This is a genomic window from Anaeromyxobacter terrae, from assembly GCF_022690685.1.
Taxonomy (GTDB): domain Bacteria; phylum Myxococcota; class Myxococcia; order Myxococcales; family Anaeromyxobacteraceae; genus Anaeromyxobacter; species Anaeromyxobacter terrae.
On the sequence record NZ_JALCYY010000038.1, the window covers coordinates 24238 to 45816 of the forward strand.

Consider the following 21579-nt stretch of genomic DNA (forward strand, 5'->3'; position numbering starts at 1 on the left):
TCACCTCTCCTCGACGCGGCCCTCGGCCACGGCGCCCTTCAGCACGTCCTCGCCGCGCTGGTTCCTCGCGGACAGCTCCAGCTTCACCGCGCCGCCCTCGACGGCGACGCAGCGGCCCTCGATCCGGATGACGTCGCCCACCTGCACCGGCTTCGTGAAGCGGCCGCGCAGGCGCACGAGCCGGGTGGGATCTCCGAGGTACCCGACGCACGCGTCGGAGAGCCACGAGAACGTGCACATCCCCTGGAGGATCACGCCCTGGTACCCGGCGGCGCGCCCGAGCTCGGGGTCGATGTGGATGGGGTTGAAGTCGCCCGACGCGCCCGCGTAGTAGACCGGGCGGTAAGGATCGACCTCCCGGACGAGCTCGAAGGTATCGCCCGCGGTGAAGTCCTGGAGGCGTTTCATTCCATCCCTGTAAGGGAGAGCGGACGGCAGCACAAGTCTCCGGCCCCGGCTGGCGCGCCTGACGCCACGCGTCAGATCGGGGAGCGCGGGGGGCGGGTCACCGGCGCGGATCGAGCGGGTCCTCGAGCTCCGCCGCGCGGGCCGCCTCCTCGCGCCGGCGCGCGAAGGCGCCCTGCACGAACTCCATGAGCCGGTCGAGGTAGCTCGGGATGGGCGGGCAGCGGATCCCGGTGCCGTCGAGCAGGTCGAGCAGGTTGCGCGGGTTGTAGATCGCGACGCGGTTCACCCGGGCGAGCGCGGGGCGGTGCGGGCGGGAGAGCCGCTCGAGCACCGGCAGCTGGAGGATCGCGTCGATCGCGCGCGACGGGAGGGGCATCGTGGGCAGCCGCTTGCCTGCGCGCGCCGCGATGAGCTCGTACACGCGCCGCGCGGACAGCGGCGCGGGATCGACGAGGTGGACGGTCTTGCCGGCCGCGGCGGGGTTCCGCGCGATCGAGAGCGACGCCTCGACGACGAAGTCGATCGGCACGACGTTGAGCGGCGCCGCGCCGGCGCCCGGGAGCGGCAGCGGGACGGCGAGCGGCGACGCGACGAGGAGGATCGCGAGCGCGTAGGGGCCCTCGAAGCGGTCGATCTCGCCGGTGCGCGAGTCGCCCACCACGATGCTCGGCCGGTAGATCGTCGCGGGCAGGTCGGCCTGCGCGCGGCGGACGAGCAGCTCCGCCTCGTACTTGCTCTCCTCGTACGCGTCGTGGAAGCGCTGGCCCATCGCCAGCTCGTCCTCCAGGATGACGCCCTCGCGGTCGCCGGAGACGAGCGCGGTCGAGAAGTGGTTGAGGCGGGCGAGCCGGGGCGCGCCCTGCGCGAGCTCGAGGACGTTGCGGGTGCCCTCGACGTTCACGCGACGGACATAGCGCGGATCGGCTCCGAGCCAGGAGATGGCGGCGAGATGCCACACGTCGGTGACCGTCCCGGCGAGCGCCTTGAACTCCGGGCCGGAGAGCCCGAGGTGCATCTGCTCGACGTCGCCCTCGATGACCTCGGCGCGCTTCGCCCCCAGCCCGGCGAGCTCGGCGCGCGCGGCGGCCGCGTGCTTCGGCTGCACGAGCAGCACGAGGCGGCCACGATCGGGCGCCTCCTGGGCGAGCTGGCGCACGAGGCGCTTGCCGATGAACCCGGGGTAGCCGGTGACGAGCTGGACGCGCTCGGAGGAGGGCATCGCCGGGGTCAATAGCGTACGGCCGGTGCGTTGGGAAGCTTCCGCCCGAGGCCCCGGCGGAGGTCCGCGAGGAGGACGTCCGCCTTGGGGCCGAGGTCGTCCTCGTCGGCGTTGTCCACGACGAAATCGGCGCGCAGGGCCTTCTCGTCGATGGGGAGCTGGGCGGCGAGCCGCGCGTCCGCCTCGGCGGCGGTGATCCGGTCCCGGCGGACGACCCGGGCGCGCTGGACGTCCCGGGGGGCCCACACCACGACGACGCTGTCGAGCGCCGCGTCGAGGCCGACCTCGAACAGGAGCGGCACGTCGTAGAAGGCGAGGTCGTGACCGAGCGCGGCGAGGCGGGCGGTCTCGTCCGCCATGGCCCGCCGGATGGCCGGGTGGGTGATGGCCTCGAGCCGGCGGCGCGCCTCCGGGTCGGCGAAGACGATCGCGCCGAGCCCGCGCCGGTCGAGCGCGCCCTGGGCGTCGAGGACCCCGGGCCCGAAGACCCGGGCGATCTCTGCGAGCGCCGGGGTGCCGGGGTCCACCACCGCGCGCGCGAGCGCGTCCGCGTCGATGACCGGTACGCCCCGGGCGCGCAGGGCGGCTGCGAACGTGCTCTTACCGGTGGCGATCCCGCCGGTGAGGCCGACGAGGCGCACGGCTAGCGCGCCGCCTGGGTCGCGCCCTCCGCGGCTCCCGTCGACCGGGGCGCCGCGGCCGAGGCGCCGGCCGCGGGGCTCGCCGCTGGAGCGCGCGCCGGCTTGCCCTGGGAGAACGTGAGCGCCTCGACGTTGCCGTCCTTGCCGAAGTAGACGGTCACGCCGGCGGCGGGATAGAGCCACACCTTCTGGAAGGTGTCCTCGAGGAACGTGCGCTGCGGGGGCTTCCCGTAGGTGCCCTCGACGGTCTCCGCGTCGAGCTGAGCGGTGACGAAGATCGTGATCTCCTGCACGACGCCGGCCGGGTCGACGTGGAACTGCGCCTGGCGCGTCCCCGCGGGCGCGTGCTCGCCGTGGTAGGCGAGGACGGTCCGGGCGCCGCGCTTCGCGCGCGTCACGGGCTCGCCGAGCCGCTCGACGACGTCGCGCTGCGTGCTGACGCCGGGCTGGATGCCCTGCCAAGGGCGCGCGAGCGCCAGCGACGGCACGAGCGCGACGAGGACCAGCAGAGCGGGGTGGACGGGACGCATGAGACATTATACTCCGTGCCCGTGCTCGCCCCCGTCCGTCTCACGCTCGTGTGCGCCCTCGCGCTGCCCGCCCTCGCCCTCGCCGGCGACCGCGTCGGCCCCGAGACGTGCAAGGCCTGTCACCCCGCGGCTTACGCGCGCTGGCGCGCGGGGCCGCACGCGCGCGCCCGCGAGACCCTGCCCGAGAAGAGCCGCGAGGACCGGCGGTGCCTGTCCTGCCACGCGCCCGACGCCGCCGACGGGATCTCCGGCGTGAGCTGCGAGGCCTGCCACGGGCCCGGCGCCCTCTACGCGGCGAGCTACGTGATGCGCGACCCGGAGCTTTCCCACGCGCTCGGCCTCGTCGATCCCGGCGAGAAGACCTGCAGCGCGTGTCACACCGACTCGACCCCGAGCCTCGAGCGCTTCGACGCGAAGAAGAAGCTGCCGCTCATCGAGCACTGGGTCGACGAGCGGAAGGGGCGCTGACGTGGCCATCCAGGTCGTCTCCGCGGAGTTCGTGAAGACCGCGACGAAGCAGAAGGAGTGGCCGATGAGCGCCACGCCCGAGCTCGCGTTCGTCGGCCGCTCGAACGTCGGCAAGTCGTCGATGCTGAACGCGCTCACGCGCAAGAAGGGGCTCGCGCGCGTGTCGGCGACTCCTGGCCGGACGCGGGCGCTCCAGTTCTTCGACATCGCCTACCGGCCCACGCCGGCGGCGCGGCCGCGCCACGTGCGCTTCGCCGATCTGCCCGGCTACGGGTACGCCAAGGTGTCCCGCGACGAGCGCGATCGCTGGGCGGCGATGATCGAGGACTACCTCCGCGCCCGCGACGTGCTCCGCGCGGTGGTGCTCATCGTGGACGCGCGCCATCCTCCCTCGGAGGGCGACGTCGACGCGGCGGCGTTCCTGCGCGCCTCCGGCCGGCGCGTGCTGGTGGCCGCCACGAAGATGGACAAGCTGCCGAAGACGCGGCGCGGCGCCGCGCTCCGCGTCGTCGAGGAGACGCTCGCGCTCGAGCGGGGCGACGCGGTGCCGTTCTCGGCGATCGAGGGCACCGGCACGGACGCGCTCTGGGCGCGCATCACCAAGGCGGCATCGGACGAGGGCGCGCCAGCGCCGGCCGGCACCGGCGCGTAGCGCACCCTCGTCGCCGACCTCGCGTCCACCCGGGCGCTCAGTGCCCCGCCGACGTCGTGGGCGGGAGCCCCGTCTCCACCCCCATCTCGCGCTGGAAGTCCTGACCCGCCCGGCCGCGGTTCTTCCAGGCCTCGCCGACGAGCTGGCGCATCTCGTCGCCCCGCTTCGGCGCGAACATCAGGCCGAGGCCTGCGCCGACGAGCACCCCCACCGCGAACAGGCCGAGGCCGGTGAAGACGTCGCCCGCCGGGCTGCGCTCCTCGAGCCCGATGCGCTTCAAGAGCGCATCCCGCTCCAGGTACTTCTTCATCAGCTTCCAGTTCATGTTCATGTCCATCGAGTCCCTCCCGCCCGCCTCGGGCGCCGCTCTTAGGCTGCGCACGGTCGCTCTCCCTCACATTCACCCCGGCGGGCGGACTTCCCGTGGCCTCGCGCCTCGCCCCGCAGGACGCAGGGCGAGGGGGCCCTCACGTGCGGACGGTCGTCACGACGCCCGCCGTCTCGATCGGCCGGAGCTCGGGCGGCCGCCGGGCGGCGGGAGCGAGCTCGAGGTCGACGACGATCGGCAGGTGGTCGGAGGCGCGCCGCGCGACCGCGTCGCGGATGACCACGCTCCCGACGACCCGGAACGCCGAGTCCACGAACACGCGGTCGAGCCGCACCAGGGGGAGGCGCGAGGGGAAGGTCGGCGCCTCGTTGCCCGACGCGTGGGCGCAGTCCACGAGCTGCCGCCGGAGCCAGCGCGGTACGGCAGAGCGGTTGGAGAGGGAGTTGAAGTCTCCGACCAGGACGAGCGGGTAGGCGAGCGCCGTGTCGCGCAGGATGTCGGCCGAGAGGAGCTGGGCCACCTGCCGCCGGCGTTCCCTCCAGTGCAGGCCGAGGTGGGCCGAGAAGAAGTGGACGCGGAGGCCGGCGATCTCGACGTCGGCGCGCAGGCAGCCGCGCGGCTCGCGACCCTGGACGGAGAGATCGTAGGTGCGCGTCGCTTCGATCGGGTGGCGCGAGAGGATCCCGTTCCCGTACGGGTGGCCGCGGAAGCTCGTCGTGGGCCCGAACGCGCTCTGCATGCCGGTGAGGCTCGCGAGCACCTCGGCGACGTCGCGCGGTCCATCGGGCGAGAGCTCGCCGCCCACCTCCTGCAACCCGACGACGTCGGGCTGCACGTCGCCGATGACCCGCGCGATCCGCTCGGGATCGCGGCGCCCGTCCGTCCCGCGGAGCGAGTGGACGTTCCAGCTCATCACCCTCAAGGCGCCCCCGCCTCCCGCGCGTCCGTCACCACCTGAAAGCTAGGACGCCTCTCAGCCGCGGCGCCGCGACTCGAGCTCCCCGAGGACGCGCTCGAGGCGGCGCTCCTCGGCGGCGACGTCGAGCCCGGCCGCCCGCGCGCCGTCGACCACCGCCAGGCAGAACATGAGCAGATCGACGTGCTGGCGCTCCGGCTGCTCGCCCGGGTGATCGAGGAGGAAGTGCGTGAGCCTTCCCTCTGCCCCGGCGAGGTCGCGAAGGCAAACCGCCGCCGGCAGCCCCTGGAGCGGGCCGGTGCTGGCGGTCACCGGCGCGAACGCGAGCCCCGCGTCGGAGAGCGCGATCTCGGTTCCGTCGTCGCGCAGCAGGGCCAGATAGGCGCGGCCCGTCGTGGCGTCCTGGCGCTCCTCGACGGCGGCGAGGCGCGCGTAGTCGAGCGGCAGCGCCTTGCCCGAGAACACGTCGACGACCGATGGGCCGGCGGCGTCGAGGAGGAGGGCGAGGGGGCGCTCGCGAACGTAGCGCTCGACGAGGGCGCGCTGCGCGGCCCGGTCGGTGATGGCGGTCATGGCCCCTCCGGAGGGGTCCAGCGGATCTCGACGACCGTCAGCTCGGCCTCGCCGGCAGGGCGCTGCACCACGACGGCGTCGCCCTCGCGCTTGCCGAGGAGCGCCCGGCCGAGCGGCGCGTCCACGCTGATGAGTCCGGCCGGGACGTCGAACTCGTCGGGTCCGACGAGCCGGTACGTCCGCTCGTCGCCGTCCTCCCCCTCGACCGTGACCCAGGCCCCGAAGAACGCGCGCCCATGCGGGTGAGGCTGCGGCTCGATCACGGTGAGCGCGTCCATCCGCTGGGACAGGAAGCGCAGCCGCCGGTCCAGCTCGCGCAGCTTCTTCTTGCCGTAGATGTACTCGGCGTTCTCGCTGCGATCGCCGAGCGCGGCCGCGGCCTCGACCTCCGCCACGATCCGGGGGCGGTCCACGGACCAGATGCGCTCGTGCTCGGCGGCGAGCCGCCGAAAGCCTTCGGGGGTGATGTAGCGGTGGGGCTTCGACATGGCGATGGGACGGCCTTCATTGTAACCTCGGGCGGACCGTGCGGATCAGCGACCTCCTCCGTTTCGCCCGCGAGCGCGGCGAGCCCATCTTCTCGTTCGAGTTCTTCCCGCCGAAGACGGACGACGGAGTCCGCCAGCTGTTCGAGACCGTCGAGGCGCTCCGGCCGCTCGGGCCCGCCTACGTGTCGGTGACCTACGGCGCCGGCGGGTCGACGCGGCAGCGCACGCTCGAGCTCGTGAAGCGGCTCAAGCGCGAGACCGAGGTCGAGGCGATGGCTCACGTCACCTGCGTCGGCGCCTCCCGGGAGGAGCTGGCCGGCGTGCTCGACGAGCTCGCCGACGCCGGGATCCAGAACGTGCTCGCCCTGCGCGGCGATCCTCCGCGCGGGCAGACGAGCTTCGAGCCGCACCCCGAGGGCTTCCGCTACGCGAGCGAGCTCGTCGCCTTCATCCGCTCGCGCCCGGAGCGCTGGCGCTTCTGCGTGGGCGCGGCCGCCTACCCGGAGGGCCACGTCGAGACCCGCGACCTCGCGGCCGATCTCGCCCACCTCAAGATCAAGGTGGAGGCCGGGGCCGACTTCCTCGTGACCCAGCTCTTCTTCGAGAACGCGCACTACGTCCGCTTCGTCGATCGCGCCCGTGCGGCGGGCATCACCGTGCCGATCGTGCCGGGCATCATGCCGTTCACCAACGTCGACCAGACCGAGCGCTTCACGGCGATGTGCGGCGCGGCCATCCCCCCGCCGCTGCGCGCCGCGATGGAGGTCCGCCGCACCGATCCGGACTCCGCGCGGGATCTCGGCGTCGCCTACGCGACCCTGCAGTGCGCAGAGCTCCTGCGCCGCGGGGCGCCCGGCATCCACTTCTACACGCTCAACCGCTCGACCTCGACGCGCGCCATCGTCGCCGCGCTGCGGGCGAGCGAGCCGTGGAGAGGCTGAGCGCCCGGACGCTCCGGGGTGGGCGCGCCGGGAGCCGGGAGCCGGTGGCCCGCCCGGGCCTTGCCCGAGCCTTACATTGCAGGAGTGAAAGACCGATTCGCCCGCTTCGCGTTCGTGATCTCGGAGGTGGCGGGAGCGCCCCGCGCGTTCCTCGTCGCGCTCGCGCTCGTCGTCGTGTGGGGGCTGACGGGGCCGCTCTTCCACTTCAGCGACAGCTGGCAGCTCGTCATCAACACCGGCACCACGGTCGTGACGTTCCTCATGGTGTTCCTGATCCAGGCCACGCAGAACCGGGAGACCCGCGCGCTCCACCTGAAGGTCGACGAGCTCATCCGCTCGCATCGGCGCGCGAGGAACACCTTCACCGACCTCGAGCACGCGACGGACGAGGAGCTCGCCGAGCTCGAGGCCGAGTTCCGGAAGGTCCGCGCCCGCGCCACGGCACGCGCGCAGGCGAAGAGCGCGGGCGGCACGCACTGATGGCCGTGGCAGCTTGCGTCGATCGTCCCTCGCTCGCGCTTCGACAAGACGCTCAGAGCGTCGAGGATCTCACCGCGCTGCTGACCTCGGCGGGGGAGCGCTGAGGTCGAGACAGTTACCGCTCCCGGACTGCGTAGGTGAGGTGGGTCACCCGCTGCGTCGGCTCCGCCCGGACCGGCTCCAGGGCCACGCGGCCCGCGTCCACGCCCTCGAACAGGCGGATTCCGGAGCCGAACAGCACGGGTGAGAGAGCGATCGTGAACTCGTCGATCAGGCCGGCGTTCACGTACTCCAGGATCGTTGCGCCGCCGCCCGCGATGCGGACGTCCCGGTCGCCGGCGGCCTCGCGGGCCTGCTCGAGCGCGGTCTCGATGCCGTCGTTGACGAAGTGGAAGGTGGTCCCACCCGGCCGCTCCCACGGGTCACGCTTCTCGTGCGTCACGACGAACACCGGTGTGTGGAACGGCGCCTCCTCCGGCCACGCCTGCTCGCCGAGGTCGAACATGCGCTTGCCCATCACGCTCGCGCCGGTGCGCTCGAACGTCTCCCGCACGATGTCGTTGTCGCGCCCTTCCTCGCCACCCTCGCCGAACTTCAGGTTCTCCCGTAAGAACCGCAGCGGCAATATCCACTGCTGCAGCTCCATCCACTGCGCCGTCCAATCCGGGTCACCCATGCGCCCCTCGGGCGCGATGAACCCGTCCAGCGACATCGACACGCTGAAGAACACCTTGCCGGCCGTCAGTCCTCAACTCCCTTCCGAACGATCTCGGTGACGTAGGCAGCCAGGTTGCTCAGGGTCTGCTGGCCACCCTCGATCGCGTGGTACTTCTCGGCCGCCTCGTCGCGCAGCTCCTTGGTGCGGAACACCGTGCGCATCTCGATCCGGGTCGCCGCCCCGTCGGGCGCGAACGTGAGGACCGACTCGAAGGCGTTCGGGTCGCCGCGGGACTCACCGTGCAGCAGCGCGATCCGCTCCGGCGGAGCGATCTCGGTCCAGGAGATCCACTCCTGGTAGTCCGTCCCGTCCGGTCCGTGCATCACGAAGACCCATTCCCCGCCGACGCGGAACTCGAACGCCCGCGTGGTGGTAGTGAAGCCCTCGGGTCCCCACCATCGCGACAGGTGCCGGACTTCGGTGAACGCCTCGAACACCAGCTCCCGTGGGGCACTGATGACGCGGGAGATCACGATCTCGCGGTCGGCCGTCGCTGACTGCGCCGGCGCTTCCCGTCCTGTCGCTGCCATCGGTCACTCCTCCGCCTTGCCTGCTTGAGGTCCTGCACGTACGCGTCCAGCCGGTCGAAGCTCTCGTTCCAGAACCGCTCGAACCCGCCGGTCCACTCGTGGACCGGTCGCAGCTCGCGGGCGTCAAGGCGGTACAGGCGCTGCTTGCCTGCCTTGCGGTCCCGCACCAGCCCGACCTCCCGGAGCACCCGCAGGTGTTTGGACGCCCCTGGCTGGGTCATCCCCAGCTCCTGGGCCAACTCGGTCACCGGCCGCTCACCCGCCCGCAGCAGCACCAGGATCTCCCGGCGCTGCGGCTCGGCGATCGCGTTGAACACGTCCGACGTCGTCGCGGCTCGTGCCATGGGCACAAACATATGCCGATAACGGCATTCGTCAAGCCGGAGAAGTCAGGCCAGTCTTCTCAGATGACGATCGTGACCCTCGTCAGCGACTGCGGAAACGCGTATCGGGGAGACGGCACGCGCGACGGCGGCGGGCGGGGAGGGCGATGGGTGAGCAGCACGCCAACGGCTGGCGGGTGAGCCGCCACCGGCGGGTGGCCGACGCCACGGTCGGCGTCATCGCCAACCCGATGCGTCGATTCGAGCGATCAGCGCCATGAGGCCGGCTCGCCACCGTCACCCCGCGGCGGCCGGCTCGCGCCCGCAGCCCGTGCAGAACCTCGCGTGCACGGGCGTGTCGCCGCCGCAGCGCGCGCAGGCGCGGTACTGCGGGACGCCGCAGAACGGGCAGTGGCGCACCGACGCGGGCGTGCGTCTGCCGCAGTCCTGGCAGAGCCCACGAGCGATCCGTCTCTCGAGGAGCTTCTCGCGGGAGAAGAGCTTTCGCTGGATGAAGACGGCGAGGAGGAGGGCCGACGCCACGGCGAGCGCCATCACGGCGTAGTGCCAGAGCGCGACGAGCTTCAGCGACACGAGGAGGTCCAGGACCCGTGCCAGCAGCCGCTTCGGGATCACCTCGTAGACCGCCTCGGTGACGAGGAAGAACACCGGGATCGACGCGACGACGAGGAGGTGCGACGCGACGAGGGTCTGGAGCCCGCGCCCCCTCCGCCGGCTCGCCGCGCTCCAGGCGAGGAACACCGCGACGAGCGGGAGCGCGAACAGGAGCTGCATCCCCAGCCGCTTCACCGGGAACCAGAAGGTCATCCGGCGCAGGTCCGAGGTGAGGGCCGCCCGGTCGTCGGCGGAGAGCGCTTCGAGCGCCTTCCAGACCGCCGTGACGGCCTCCGTCTCGCCGAGCCGCGCGTCGATCGACGCGAGCTGCGCGCGGGCCTCCTCGAGCGCGACCGTTCGGTCGGCCACCCCGGACCGTATCGCCGTCAGCTCGGGGCGCGTCCCGTCGCGCCGTGCAATCGTCTCGAGCAGGGCGGTGTCGTATGCAGCCTTCAGGCTCGAGAGCTGCTCGCCCACGTCGCGGAGCTGGGCCTGGGTCTTTCGGCGTGTCTCGAGCGCGCGGGCGAGGTCCTCGCGCGCTGCGACGGCGTCGACGAGCGCGACGAGCCGCGCGCAGGTGGGGTGCAGGTCGCCCTTTCGAGCGGGGAGCACGTCGACGACGTCCGCGCGGCGCCCGGCGACCTGCTCGCCCAGGCGGTCGAGCCGGTTTGCGGGCGTCCAGCTCGCCTCGACGACGAGCTCGCGACACAGCGGGGGGACCCGATCCCACGGCGAGGCGAGCTGGCGCGTGTGCGCGTCGAGCCCGTCGAAGATCGACACGAGGACGAAGAGGTCGAGCGCCAGGATGACGACGAACGCGGCCTTGTGGAGCGGCTGTCGCTCTCCGACGTGCGTGAGGCTCCTCCGGAGCGAGCCGAGCGCCTTCCTCAAGGTCGCGAGCATCATGTTCCTCCGGCCGCGACGCTGACACGGGAGGTGAGAGGGGGCAAGAGAACGCCCTCGCGCGCGACCGCGTGTGGGACTCCCGGCCTTGAGGACCCACCCGCCTCGAGGCGAGCATCCGCCACCGTCACCGGGAGTATCTCATGCGCCGACCCGCCCTCGCCGTGCTCGCCGCCGCCGCGCTCGCCGGCTGCGCGCAGAACACGACCCCCGTCGAGAAGAAGGGCTACACGGGGAAGCCACCCCTCGGCGCGGCCATCGCCGAGGCCGAGCTCCCGCTCGAGACCTGGGCCTGGATCCCGTTCGACGACGCCGTCTGCGCCGACGGCTCGACGACCGGCCTCGCCGTGAACCGCGGGAGCGGGTCCGACCTGCTCGTCTTCTTCGACGGCGGGGGCGCCTGCTGGGACTACACGACCTGCGCCGTCGGGACGGCGGTCGACGACCACTACGGCCCGGCGGAGTGGGACGTCGAGCTGCGCGACTACGTGCCGAGCTCGCTCACGGACCGCGCGAACCTGCCGCCCTCCCTCGCCGGCGCGACGATCGTGTTCGTGCCGTACTGCACGGGCGACGTGCACGGCGGGAGCAACGTGAAGGAGTACGGGAACGCGGTCTTCTCCGAGACCTGGAGGCACGTCGGGCACGCCAACGTGCTCGCGTACCTCGCGCGGCTCGCCCCGACCTTCCCGACCCCACGCAAGCTCGTCGTGGCCGGCTCGTCCGCGGGCGGCTTCGGTGCGCTCGTGAGCTACGAGGCGTTCCGCTGGTACTGGCCCGACGCGCAGGGCTACCTCGTGGACGACTCCGGGCCCGCGCTCGTGAACAACGACGTGCCCGCCGATCTCCGCGACGCGTTCTACAACTCCTGGCGGCTCGGCGAGGCGCTCGATCCCGTCTGCGTCGAGTGCCGCTCGAACCTGTCCGCTGCGTACGGCGAGCTCTCGGCGCTGCACCCGGGCGATCGGATCGCGTTCCTCTCGCACGTCCGCGACCCGGTCATGAGCACGTTCATGGCCTCGACCCCGAGCGCGTTCGAGGCGTCGCTCCGCGAGCTCGAGGCGCTCGTCTTCGCGCCGACCCGCAACGCGCGCGTCTTCTACGACTCGGACGGCGGGCAGCTCGACGCGCACATGCTCCTCACACCCGCGACGCCGTACGGCGGGGGCTCCTACGTCGCCACGCACGTGGAGGGCGGGGCGACGCTGCCGGACTGGCTCGAGCTCATGGTCTCGGACGACCCGCGCTGGGCGACCGTGATGCCGCCGTGACGGCCCGCGACCCGAGCGATCGCAGCAGCCCGATCCCCGCGGCGAGCGTCGCGTACACGACGAGCGCCGCGCCCGCGTAGAGCAGCGCGCGGAGCGGCGGCGCGTGGGCGAGGCCGAAGAAGCCGCCCGACACCAGGATCGCGGCGAGCGGGGCGGCGACGCGCGCGCTCCAGACGACTCCGGTCGAGAGCCGGACCTCGTCGAGCAGGAGCTGGAGCACGATCGACAGGAGGACGAGCACGCCCGCGTGCGCGTGGCCGGCGCGGTACAGCGTGACCTGCAGCGGCGTCAGCTCCGGTCCGGGGACGCCCGCGCCGCCGGCCGTGACGATGCCGAGCACGGCGAGGCCGCCGAACACGATGGTCGGGACGGTGACGAGCGTGGCGCCGATCATCAGCCGGGTCGCGTGAGACATGGAGGCACCTCCGTGCGGGCGGTCGGTGGACCGCCCGCCTTTGGCCGGCGTGTAACCCCGAGAGGTCATGGCACCGCCCGCGCCGGTACTACAGGCACAAGGGCCGAGATGACCGAGCCAGCAACCCGCATCGCCTCGGGCTTCAAGGCCGTGCTCGACGCCGCGCCGGACGCGATGGTGATCACGGACCGCGTCGGCCGCATGGTCGTCGTGAACGCCGAGGCCGAGAAGCTCTTCGGCTACCGGAGCGAGGAGCTCATCGGCGAGCCCGTCGAGATGCTCATGCCGGAGCGCTTCCGGGCGGCGCACCCGCACCACCGGAACGGCTACTTCCTCGACCCGCGCACCCGCCCGATGGGCGCGGTGGGCGGCCTCGAGCTCTACGGGCTGCGAAGGGACGGCACCGAGTTCCCCGCGGAGATCAGCCTCTCGCCCCTCGAGACCGAGGACGGGATGTACGCGATCACCGCGCTCCGGGACGTCACCGCCCGCAGGAAGGTGGAGTCGTACGTGAAGGGCGTCCTCGAGGCCGCGCCGGACGCCATGGTGGTCACGGACCAGCGCGGCAAGGTGATCCTCGTGAACGCGCAGGCCGAGGAGCTCTTCGGCTACTCGCGGGAGGAGCTGCTCGGGCAGCGCGTGGAGGCGCTCATCCCGGCGCGCTTCCGCGCGGCGCACCCGGCGCACCGCACCGAGTACTTCGCCTCGCCGCGGACCCGGCCGATGGGCGCGGGGCGCCTCGAGCTCTTCGGCCTCCGGAAGGACGGGACGGAGTTCCCGGCCGAGATCAGCCTCTCGCCGCTCGAGACCGAGGACGGCTCGCTCGCCATCACCGCCATCCGCGACGTGGCCGAGCGCAAGCGCGCGGAGGAGGAGCGGGCGCGCCTGCACGCACGGCTCGAGGCCACGCTCGGCGAGCTGGGCGCCGCCTATGAGAAGTCGAAGGAGCTCGAGCGCCAGAAGACCCGGTTCTTCGCGAACGTGAGCCACGAGCTCAGGACCCCGCTCGCGCTGATCCTCGGCCCCGCCGACGAGCTCCTCGGCGCCGAGCTCCCACAGGGGACCCGGCGCGACCTCGAGGTCATCGCCCGGAACGCGCGCACGCTCGCGAAGCACGTGAACGATCTGCTCGACGTCTCGAGGCTCGAGGCCGGGGAGATGGCGCTCGAGCTCGCGGACGCGGACGTCGCGGGGCTCGTCCGGCTCGTCGCCGCGCACTTCGAGGCCTTCGCCGCGGAGCGCGGCACCGCGTTCGCGGTGGAGGGCCCCGACACGCTCCCGGTACGCGTCGATCCCGGCAAGCTCCAGCGTGTCGTGTTCAACCTCCTCTCCAACGCCTTCAAGTTCACGCCGGCGGGGGGACGGATCCGCTGCACCTTGCGCGCCGGCCCTCCGGCAGGCGCCGAGCTCACGCCGGGCTTCGCGATCGAGGTCGCAGACAGCGGTCCCGGCGTTCCGGAGGCGCAGCGGGAGGCGGTGTTCGTCCGCTTCGCGCGCGGGGAGGACGACGCGGCGCGCCGGGTCGGCGGCACCGGCCTCGGCCTCGCGATCGCGAAGGAGTTCGTGGAGCTGCACGGCGGGCGGATCGAGGTGGGCGACGCGCCCGAGGGAGGCGCGCTCTTCACGGTCCACCTGCCGCCGCGGGCGCGCGAGCAGCAGCTCCCCTCCGAGGTGGCGGGCGAGCAGGGCGACTACGGGGCGGGGGTCGTCGAGGAGCTCCGCGCGGCCTCGGAGACTCCGGACGAGGTCTCGCGCGGAGGGCAGGATCGCCCGCGCGTGCTCGTCGTGGAGGACAACGCCGAGATGCGCCGCTTCATCGCCGAGGTCCTCTCCAGCGAGTTCGAGGTCTCCACCGCGCCCGACGGGGAGGCCGGCCTGGCCGAGGCGCTGGCGCGGCCGCCGGACGCCGTCGTCACGGACATGATGATGCCGCGCATGAGCGGCGACGCGCTCGTTCGTGCCATCCGCGGGCACCGCGAGCTCGACACGGTCCCGGTGCTGGTGCTCACCGCGCGGGCGGACGACGCCCTCCGCGCCCAGCTCCTCCGCGACGGCGCGCAGGACTACCTCATGAAGCCGTTCGCCGCCGAGGAGGCGCGGGCTCGCGTCGCGAACCTGGTCTCCATGAAGCGCGCACGAGAGGTCCTGCAGCGCGAGCTCGCCACCCAGACGCACGACGTCGTCGCGCTCGCCGGGGAGCTCGCGGCGCGCAAGCGCGAGCTCGAGGCCGCGCTCGAGGTGGCGCGGCGGGCGCAGGAGGACGCGGAGCGAGCGAGCGCGGTGAGGACCCACTTCCTCCGCCTCGTGTCGCACGAGCTGCGGACGCCGCTCACCACCCTGCACCTCCAGCTCCAGCGGCTCACCCGGGACGCAGAGCACCCGCTCCCGGAGCACCAGCGCGTGATCCTGCGCCGCGGTACCCTCGCCGCGACGCGGCTCACCGGGCTCGTCGAGGCGCTCCTGCACCAGGCCCAGCTCGCGAGCGGGCGGCTCGCGGCGGAGGTCGAGGACGTCGACCTCGGGGCGCTGGTCGCGAAGGTCGTCGAGGAGAGCCGGCCGCAGGCGGAGGACAAGGGGCTCGGGCTCTCCCTCCGCGCGCCCGACCACGTGCCGTGGATCGAGACGGAGCCCCGGTTCCTGCGCCTCATCCTCGCGAACCTCGTGGGGAACGCCATCAAGTTCACCGCCGCGGGCGCGGTGGAGGTCGGGATCGAGAGCCGCGGCGACGAGCTCCGCGTGCAGGTGACGGACTCCGGGCCGGGCATCGCGCCGGAGGATCGGGCGCGGCTCTTCGAGCCGTTCGAGCGCAGCGCCCGCGCCGCCGAGCAGTACGTCCCTGGCCTCGGCCTCGGCCTCGCGGTGGTGAGGGATCTCGCCGCCGTGATCGGCGCGCGCGTGGAGCTGTCGTCCTCCTCGGGGATGGGGAGCACGTTCACGGTGGCGCTCCCGAGCCGCCAGGCCGCTGCCGCGCGAGGGGTGGCCTCGCGAAGTGGCGCGCGCCGGGGCGGGAACGGGAGCGGCTCCGCCTCCCCGAGCAACGACCCGGCGAGCTAGGCCGAGCAGCAGCGAGGGAACGAAGAGACCATGAAGCCGACGAGTCGTCCGAACGGCGAGGCCGCGTCAGCGAACATCACCAAGCGGATTCAGGAGCTGGGGGATTGGAGAGGAGAGACCCTCGCTCGTGTCCGTCAGATCATCCACGATGCGGACCCCGACATCCAGGAAGAGTGGAAATGGATGGGAACCCCGGTCTGGTCGCATGACGGCGGCGTCTGCACCGGGGAGTCGTACAAGCAGGTCGTGAAGCTCACCTTCTTTCGCGGAGCCTCCATCAAGGACCCGAAGAAGCTCTTCAACTCCAGCCTGGAAGGGAACACGCGGCGTGCGATCGACCTCCGCGAAGGGGAGGAGCTCGACGAAGCTGCCTTCAAGCAGCTCATCCGCGCCGCGGTGGCGGCCAACTCTGGAGCGCGCTCGACGGCAGCCAAGAAGAAGTGAGCCGGCTCGCGCGGGAGCGCTTGAAGCCAACGTGCCCCGCTCGGCGGGCGAGGCTCACGCGACATGCAGCAGTTCGCGCTGGAGTGGATGTTGCGGGGCGGGTCACGAGAAGCCGAGCTAGCCGCCCGGCATCCAGGGACGCGCTCCGTCCTAGGGCGGTCGTTCTTCTTCGGTATCGCTCCGAATGCCAACGCCGCCCTGCGGGTCGTCGCATGGCGGCAGCGACCGCCGCCTCGCCGAGGTCGGCGAGCGCGCCGCCCGCCGTCGCCCCTCGGGCGTGGCGGACGAGCCTCGCGCCGCATCTCGGCTCCCGCTCTCTCGTGAAGCGGCAGCTCGACCTGCGTCGCGGTCACGCGGGGTGACTCGGTCGACGTCCTTGCGCATCACGCGCGTGCTGGTCACGTCAAGGGCGGAGCCGCCTCAGCGACGAAAGCATGGCCTCGCTCGCAAAGATCTCGCGCCCGCGGCTGCCTGCCATCGTCCCACGCGTGCGGCTCTTCGCGCGGCTCGACGCCGCGCCGGCGGCGATCTGGATCGCCGGTCCTCCGGGCGCCGGCAAGACGACGCTCGCGGCGAGCTACGTGGCGGCGCGCATGCGGCGCTGCCTCTGGTTCCAGCTCGACTCCGGCGACGCAGATCCCGCGACCTTCTTCTACTACCTCGCCCAGGCGTCGCGGCGCGCCGCACCGGGGTTCCGGCGCCCGCTTCCTCTCTTCACCGCGCAGTATCACGGCGGGCTCCAGACGTTCGCGCGCCGCTTCTTCCGCGAGCTGTGGGGCCGGCTCGACGTGCCGTTCGCCGTCGTGCTCGACGGCCTTCACGAGGTACCGCCCGGTTGTGAGCTCCCCGACCTGCTGTGCGAGGCGCTCGTCGAGCTGCCCGAGGGCGCGCGAACGCTCCTCCTCGCGCGCGAGGCGCCCCCGCCCGCGCTCGCGAGGCTGCGCGCGAACGGCGCGCTGGAGGTGATCGACGCGGAGGACCTCCAGCTCGCCTCCGATGAGGTCGCGGCGCTCGCGCGCCTCCGCGGCGCCGCAGAGGAGGACGGACGGATAGAGGGGATCCGCGCTCGTACCAAGGGCTGGGCGGCGGGGGTCGTGCTGATGCTCGCCGGCCGGTCACGCGGTAACGGACGGGGGACGGCAGAGACACCCTCGGCGGTGTTCGACTACTTCGCGGGCGAGGTCTTCGACCGCGCCGACGCGGTCACGCGCCAGGTGCTGCTCGAGGCCGCGCTCCTCCCGAACATCCCGGCGTCGAGCGCCGAATCCCTGACCGGCGTCGCCGCCGCGACCGATATCCTGGCGGACCTCGCGCGGCGCGGGTACTTCACCTCCCGTTCCGACGACGCGGAGCCGACGTACGCCTTCCACCCGCTCTTCCGGGAGTTCCTCCTCGCCCGCGGCGCGAGCGCGCTCACGCCCGAGCGGCGACGTCGCGTGCGCGTGCGCGCGGCGGCCCTCCTGGACGCACGCGGGCTCGTCGACGACGCGGTGGGCCTGCTCTCCGCGAGCGAGGACGCGCTCGAGCTGGCGGACCTCGTCGTGCGCCACGCGCCCGAGCTGTTCCGGACGGGGCGGGGCAGGACGCTCGCGAGCTGGATCGGCCGCATCCCCGAGCCCGTCCGCGAGCGGCGGCCGTGGCTCCTGTTCTGGCAGGGCTTGAGCGCGATGGAGGGTGACGTGTCGGCGGCCCGCGCCCACCTCGAGCGTGCGTACGCGGCGTTCGTCGAGGCGGCTGACGCCACAGGACAGTACCGTGCCTGGGCGGCGGTCCTCGAGGCGTACTTCTTCGAGTGGCACGACTTCGCTCCGCTCGACCGCTGGATCGCGGAGTTCGACGAGCTGCGGCGGCGCCACCCTGAGTTCCCGGACGACGCGACGGCCGAGCTCGTGTCGATCGCGTTCGCCGAGGCCCTCATGTACCGGCAGCCGGCCAGCCCGGCCCGGGCCCGATCGATGGATCACGTCCGCGAGGTGGCGCTCGAGAGCTCGGACCCGGCGGTGCGCGCCCGGGCGGCGCGCGTGCTCGTCCTGCAAGACCAGTGGTGGGGAGAGCAGGGACGCGACGCGGTGATCGCCGTGGTCCGCGCCGACCTCCTGAACCCGGGAGTGGAGCCCTTCACGCGCATCATCGGGCTCGCGCTCGTGGGACTCAACGCGTGGCTCGCGGCGCGACCGACGGACGCGCTCGCCGCGCTGGACGGGGCGCTCGGGCTCTCGCGCGAGACCGGGGTGCACGTGTGGGACTTCATGATCCACGCGGTCGCCGCCTCCGCAGCGTGCGCCGCCGGCGACCTCGCGCTCGCGGAACGGCACGCGGCGGCGATGCGCGCCTCGTCCGTCCCTGGCCGGCGGATGAGCGCCTGCATCTTCCGGCACGTCGCCGCGGCCATAGCGCTCCGGAGGTCCGACGGTCGCGGTGCGCGCGAGCACGGCGAGGTGGCGATCATGCTCGCGGAGCGCGCCGGGGTGCCGTTGTACCAGTGCTCCGGCCGGATCATCGCCGGTGTCGGCTGGATGCTGGACGGAGCGCTCGAGCGGGCGCGCGCCCGCCTCGGGGAGGCGGAGCGGCTCGCCCGGGAGCTCGAGAGCCCCTTCCTCGAGCTCTGCTGCCTCGTCCCCCGCGCCGTGTGGGCGCTGCGCGAAGGGGACGCGCACGGGCCCGAGCTCGTGACGCGTGCCCTCGCGTGCGCGCGCGCACACGGCACGGTGACCGAGCCGTGGGTCTCGCCGGAGATCCTGGCCGAGCTCTGCGCCGCCGCGATCGAGCGGGGCCTGGACCCCGACGAGGCGCGCGTGCTCGTCCGCAGCGGAGCGCTGCCAGCGCCGCAGGGGGTGGAGCTGCTCGAGGGGTGGCCGTGGCCGGTCCGCGTCCGCACCCTCGGCGCGTTCGAGGTCGCGCTGCACGGTGAGCCGGTCCGGTTCCGGAGCAAGGTCCAGCGCAGGCCGCTGGACCTCCTCAAGGCGCTCGTGGCGCTCGGGGGCCACCAGGTGTCGGAGGGGCGGCTCGCGGAGGCGCTCTGGCCAGACGCCGACGGCGACTCGGGCGTCCACGCGCTGCAGACCACTCTCTACCGGCTGCGGCGGCTCGTGGGCGCAGACGTCGTCACCGCGCAAGAGCGGGCGCTCACGCTGGATCCGAAGCGCTGCTTCGTGGATGCGCTCGTCGTCGTGCGCCTCGTCGAACGCGCGAGCGGTCGGCTCGAGCGCGGCGCGCTGGACGAAGCGCTCGCGCTCACCGAGCGCGCGGTCGCGCTGTACCGGGGCTCCTTCCTGCCCGGCGACGATGTCCTGCCGTGCGTGATCACCGCGCGCGGTCAGCTCCGGCGCCGGCTCGAGCGTCATCTCGGTGCGCTCCGTGCCCGCGTGGCCGGCGACTCCCGCGCGGAATCGCTGACGCGCGGGGTGTCGGCGTGCGATCCCGGCTTCGGCGGTGCCCGCCCGGCTTGAGCGGACCTGTGAGCGCGTGCTCGCGATCGGGTGCAGCCCGCCGGCGCGGCCAGCCTGGGTTCAGGAGCCGTCAGTCCGCGTCGAGCGCGCCGAAGCTCCTCGCGGGAGGGATCCCGCACGTCGCGAGCGCGGGCGCCAATACGAGCGCCCGCGCTGCGGATGGTGGAGGTCCAGGTGCTGGCGACGCCGGGAGCGCTCCCTAGAACGGAGCGTGCGACGCGTCCCCGTACGCCGCGTCGTCATGCGCGCCAGCGTACGGCGGGAGATCGTCATCCTGCGCGCGGGCGGCGTGCGCCATGGCCTCGTCGAAGGCTGCTCGCACCGGCGCGCCCTCTCGAACGTCCAGCGAGGAACCCGGGACGCCGTTGATCGCGGTCACGTGATCGGACGAGGTTTCGAACGGCGTGCTCTGCGAATTCGCGGACGGGCTGATGACGAACTTGGCGAGGCGCACCGTGGGCTTCGCGTGTTCGCGCGACGAGAGCGCCTGCCGCTGCTCGGGCCTCGCCTCCTCGCCGGCGCCGTAAGAGGTGTCGTCATACCGGGTCGCGAGCGAGAGCGCCCCGTCGCCGCGCGGAAGCTCCAGCGTGTACGTGGCGTGCGTCACGCCGCCGTACGACGCGTCATCGTGCGAGCCGGCGTAGGGCGGGAGGTCATCCTCGGCCAGCGCAGGCGCCACACCGAGCGCCGCGAGGGACAGGGCAGCGATCGCGAGATCGCGGCCGAGGATGCGGCGGAGGGTCGGCCGCTGCACGGCATCGATTTTCCGCGCGGGCTCGCCAGGCGCGATCACAGGTCTCGTGAACGCGCGCCCAGGCGAGGAGAGCCCGTTGCTGACGTCTGCGTATGTCATCGGTTCCTCCCGGCGGCGGTAATCTGCATCCGTCGCCTGGTGAGACCATGTCGCGGCACGCAACACGGATGACACACAGTTCCGAAGCATGAACCGCCCTCCCGGTGAGAGGATGTCGCGCAGCGCACCCCGCGACGCCTGACACGTCCGTACTACAGGAGAACGCGCAGGTCGGCGTTCGGTCGTCGGAGCTCACTCACTCGGACGGTGAGGTGATCGGCGATCACCTCGGCGCTTGCGAGCGGGATTCGACCGCCCGAGGCGCTCGCATGTGAGGTGGCCGATCGACGTCGCCGAGCGCCGCGCGAGCCCGCGAGACGACCCAGCGCTACGTGAAGCTGCGCCGCGCGACGCGACCCGCTCTGGAGCGGGGGACGTTGTAGAGAGACGGGAGGGGGGCGCCGAAGAGGCCAGCGACGGCGCCGCGTTACGCAGTGACCCCACGGGGATTCGAACCCCGGTTGCGGCCTTGAAAGGGCCGAGTCCTGGGCCTCTAGACGATGGGGTCGGGCGGTCTAGTACCCGACAAGGCGCCGTCTGTCAAAGGGTCGGCGGTCGCCGCGGCGACGTGTCAGACGCGCCGGACGGCGGCGGGATGGGCCGGGGCGGCGCGCGGGCGGTAGACGGTGCCGCGGACGTGGTCCCAGAGCGGGAACGTCACGTTGAAGTTCCAGCGCTGCATGAGGTTCGTCGCGTGGTGCAGCTGGTGGTGGCGGCGCAGGTACCCGATCGCGCGGGTACGGCCGATGGGGCTGTCCTCGGGCAGGTGATAGGCGAGGTGAAGCCACTCGTACGAGAGCACGTACAGCACGACCGTCGCGACCCACAGCGCGGCGAGGTTCGGCTGGCCGAGCCGGAGGAACAGGAGCGCGAACGGGGAGGTGAGGACCACGATGGCGAAGACCGCGTACGCGGGGAGGAGCACGAGCTTCAGCTCCCGCGCGCTGCGGAGCGCCATGTCCTGCCCGACGAAGACCGCGTGGTGCTGCGGCGTGTGGCGCGTGTAGAAGACCTCGAGCCAGCGCACGCGCCGGTGCAGGAGCCCGCGGTGCACGTGCCACTCGACGGCGTTGCCGAAGGCGAAGAAGACCGGGACGAGCAGGAGCTGCCAGGCGGTCAGCCCCTCGACGCGCGACAGCGCGAGGCCGGCGAGCGCGAGGCCTCCGAGGGTCGGTAGCGCGAGGTGCAGCGTGGGTGAGTACGTCTTCGGGATGCGCCCGGTGAGCTCGGCGCGGAGCTCCTCGCGCGACGCGTGCGTCATGTGCCGCCTTGCCTCCGGTCGGACGCAGGAGAGCCCTGCTTCCTGGAAGGTAGGAGGCGGCCGTCCGCGTCGCAACGGGACGCGCCGCGGGAGATGCCA

Annotated in this window: 23 protein-coding genes and 1 tRNA gene; 8 read left to right on the plus strand and 16 right to left on the minus strand. The window is 72.9% G+C overall.

Translation table 11 applies throughout. The features are described from left to right. The 4 genes from MNY62_RS16710 to MNY62_RS16725 all read right to left on the minus strand — a co-directional run bounded on the left by MNY62_RS16710 (position 1) and on the right by MNY62_RS16725 (position 2798). Entirely contained in the window at positions 1-408 is a 408-nt protein-coding gene (locus MNY62_RS16710) for a MaoC family dehydratase (protein ID WP_242345325.1), read from the minus strand. A gap of 97 nt (positions 409-505) precedes the next feature. Continuing rightward, the gene (locus MNY62_RS16715; RefSeq protein WP_242345326.1) at positions 506-1627 is read right to left on the minus strand and encodes an SDR family oxidoreductase; all 1122 of its coding nucleotides are present in this window, start codon (positions 1625-1627) and stop codon (positions 506-508) included. Between the two features lie 8 nt (positions 1628-1635). Beyond that, entirely contained in the window at positions 1636-2268 is a 633-nt protein-coding gene (coaE, locus tag MNY62_RS16720) for a dephospho-CoA kinase (protein ID WP_242345327.1), read from the minus strand. A gap of 2 nt (positions 2269-2270) precedes the next feature. Continuing rightward, positions 2271-2798, minus strand: a complete 528-nt coding sequence (locus MNY62_RS16725; RefSeq protein ID WP_242345328.1) for a hypothetical protein — start codon at positions 2796-2798, stop codon at positions 2271-2273. 15 nt (positions 2799-2813) lie between these two features. Between MNY62_RS16725 and MNY62_RS16730 the strand changes: the two genes are divergently transcribed. Together MNY62_RS16730 and yihA are read left to right on the plus strand one after the other, a co-directional pair. Beyond that, positions 2814-3266 carry a cytochrome c family protein gene (locus MNY62_RS16730; protein ID WP_242345329.1) on the plus strand — a complete coding sequence of 151 codons (453 nt, stop codon included), beginning with the start codon at positions 2814-2816 and terminating at the stop codon, positions 3264-3266. Between the two features lies 1 nt (position 3267). After that, a complete protein-coding gene (yihA, locus tag MNY62_RS16735) occupies positions 3268-3918 on the plus strand; it encodes a ribosome biogenesis GTP-binding protein YihA/YsxC (protein ID WP_242345330.1) in 651 nt (216 codons plus the stop codon). Positions 3919-3955: 37 nt separating this feature from the next. On the opposite strand, the gene MNY62_RS16740 is transcribed toward yihA, so the two are convergent. The 4 genes from MNY62_RS16740 to greB all read right to left on the minus strand — a co-directional run bounded on the left by MNY62_RS16740 (position 3956) and on the right by greB (position 6223). Then, positions 3956-4243, minus strand: coding sequence for a YtxH domain-containing protein (locus tag MNY62_RS16740; RefSeq protein WP_242345331.1), 288 nt, complete (start codon positions 4241-4243; stop codon positions 3956-3958). Positions 4244-4385: 142 nt separating this feature from the next. Continuing rightward, positions 4386-5159, minus strand: a complete 774-nt coding sequence (locus tag MNY62_RS16745; protein ID WP_242345332.1) for an endonuclease/exonuclease/phosphatase family protein — start codon at positions 5157-5159, stop codon at positions 4386-4388. Positions 5160-5219: 60 nt separating this feature from the next. After that, positions 5220-5735, minus strand: coding sequence for a hypothetical protein (locus tag MNY62_RS16750; protein WP_242345333.1), 516 nt, complete (start codon positions 5733-5735; stop codon positions 5220-5222). After that, positions 5732-6223: a transcription elongation factor GreB gene (gene greB / locus MNY62_RS16755; RefSeq protein WP_242345334.1), complete on the minus strand. Its 492-nt coding sequence runs from the start codon at positions 6221-6223 to the stop codon at positions 5732-5734. Before greB ends, MNY62_RS16750 begins: the two co-directional genes overlap by 4 nt. A gap of 38 nt (positions 6224-6261) precedes the next feature. Between greB and metF the strand changes: the two genes are divergently transcribed. Together metF and MNY62_RS16765 are read left to right on the plus strand one after the other, a co-directional pair. Next, positions 6262-7164 carry a methylenetetrahydrofolate reductase [NAD(P)H] gene (gene metF / locus MNY62_RS16760; RefSeq protein WP_242345335.1) on the plus strand — a complete coding sequence of 301 codons (903 nt, stop codon included), beginning with the start codon at positions 6262-6264 and terminating at the stop codon, positions 7162-7164. A gap of 84 nt (positions 7165-7248) precedes the next feature. Beyond that, positions 7249-7644, plus strand: a complete 396-nt coding sequence (locus MNY62_RS16765) for a low affinity iron permease family protein (protein ID WP_242345336.1) — start codon at positions 7249-7251, stop codon at positions 7642-7644. A gap of 115 nt (positions 7645-7759) precedes the next feature. Here MNY62_RS16765 and MNY62_RS16770 read toward each other — a convergent pair whose 3' ends face one another. The 4 genes from MNY62_RS16770 to MNY62_RS16785 all read right to left on the minus strand — a co-directional run bounded on the left by MNY62_RS16770 (position 7760) and on the right by MNY62_RS16785 (position 10736). Continuing rightward, a complete protein-coding gene (locus tag MNY62_RS16770) occupies positions 7760-8374 on the minus strand; it encodes a dihydrofolate reductase family protein (protein ID WP_279426690.1) in 615 nt (204 codons plus the stop codon). A gap of 11 nt (positions 8375-8385) precedes the next feature. Continuing rightward, entirely contained in the window at positions 8386-8835 is a 450-nt protein-coding gene (locus tag MNY62_RS16775; protein ID WP_242345337.1) for an SRPBCC family protein, read from the minus strand. Continuing rightward, positions 8832-9236 carry an ArsR/SmtB family transcription factor gene (locus tag MNY62_RS16780; RefSeq protein WP_242345338.1) on the minus strand — a complete coding sequence of 135 codons (405 nt, stop codon included), beginning with the start codon at positions 9234-9236 and terminating at the stop codon, positions 8832-8834. Before MNY62_RS16780 ends, MNY62_RS16775 begins: the two co-directional genes overlap by 4 nt. Before the next feature lie 276 nt (positions 9237-9512). Further along, positions 9513-10736 (minus strand): double zinc ribbon domain-containing protein, encoded by a 1224-nt coding sequence (locus tag MNY62_RS16785; RefSeq protein WP_242345339.1) that lies wholly within the window; start codon positions 10734-10736, stop codon positions 9513-9515. 140 nt (positions 10737-10876) lie between these two features. Here MNY62_RS16785 and MNY62_RS16790 point away from each other — a divergent pair, with 140 nt between their 5' ends. Then, on the plus strand, positions 10877-12004 hold the full coding sequence (locus tag MNY62_RS16790) for a pectinacetylesterase family protein (RefSeq protein ID WP_242345340.1): 1128 nt from the start codon (positions 10877-10879) through the stop codon (positions 12002-12004). Here the strand turns inward: MNY62_RS16790 and MNY62_RS16795 are convergent. Further along, a complete protein-coding gene (locus tag MNY62_RS16795) occupies positions 11958-12419 on the minus strand; it encodes a hypothetical protein (RefSeq protein ID WP_242345341.1) in 462 nt (153 codons plus the stop codon). The genes MNY62_RS16790 and MNY62_RS16795 overlap by 47 nt on opposite strands. A gap of 108 nt (positions 12420-12527) precedes the next feature. On the opposite strand from MNY62_RS16795, the gene MNY62_RS16800 reads away from it, so the two are divergent. The 3 genes from MNY62_RS16800 to MNY62_RS16810 all read left to right on the plus strand — a co-directional run bounded on the left by MNY62_RS16800 (position 12528) and on the right by MNY62_RS16810 (position 19366). Next, complete coding sequence (locus tag MNY62_RS16800; protein WP_242345342.1) at positions 12528-15473, plus strand: ATP-binding protein; 2946 nt, start codon at positions 12528-12530, stop codon at positions 15471-15473. 30 nt (positions 15474-15503) lie between these two features. After that, entirely contained in the window at positions 15504-15917 is a 414-nt protein-coding gene (locus MNY62_RS16805) for a DUF1801 domain-containing protein (RefSeq protein WP_242345343.1), read from the plus strand. A gap of 434 nt (positions 15918-16351) precedes the next feature. After that, positions 16352-19366: a BTAD domain-containing putative transcriptional regulator gene (locus MNY62_RS16810; protein ID WP_242345344.1), complete on the plus strand. Its 3015-nt coding sequence runs from the start codon at positions 16352-16354 to the stop codon at positions 19364-19366. Between the two features lie 199 nt (positions 19367-19565). Here MNY62_RS16810 and MNY62_RS16815 read toward each other — a convergent pair whose 3' ends face one another. The 3 genes from MNY62_RS16815 to MNY62_RS16825 form a co-directional block, all read right to left on the minus strand. Continuing rightward, positions 19566-20294, minus strand: coding sequence for a hypothetical protein (locus MNY62_RS16815; protein WP_242345345.1), 729 nt, complete (start codon positions 20292-20294; stop codon positions 19566-19568). A 360-nt stretch (positions 20295-20654) separates the two neighbouring features. Beyond that, positions 20655-20727 (minus strand) — tRNA-Glu (locus MNY62_RS16820). A gap of 63 nt (positions 20728-20790) precedes the next feature. After that, entirely contained in the window at positions 20791-21480 is a 690-nt protein-coding gene (locus MNY62_RS16825; RefSeq protein ID WP_242345346.1) for a sterol desaturase family protein, read from the minus strand. Positions 21481-21579: the final 99 nt, after the last annotated feature.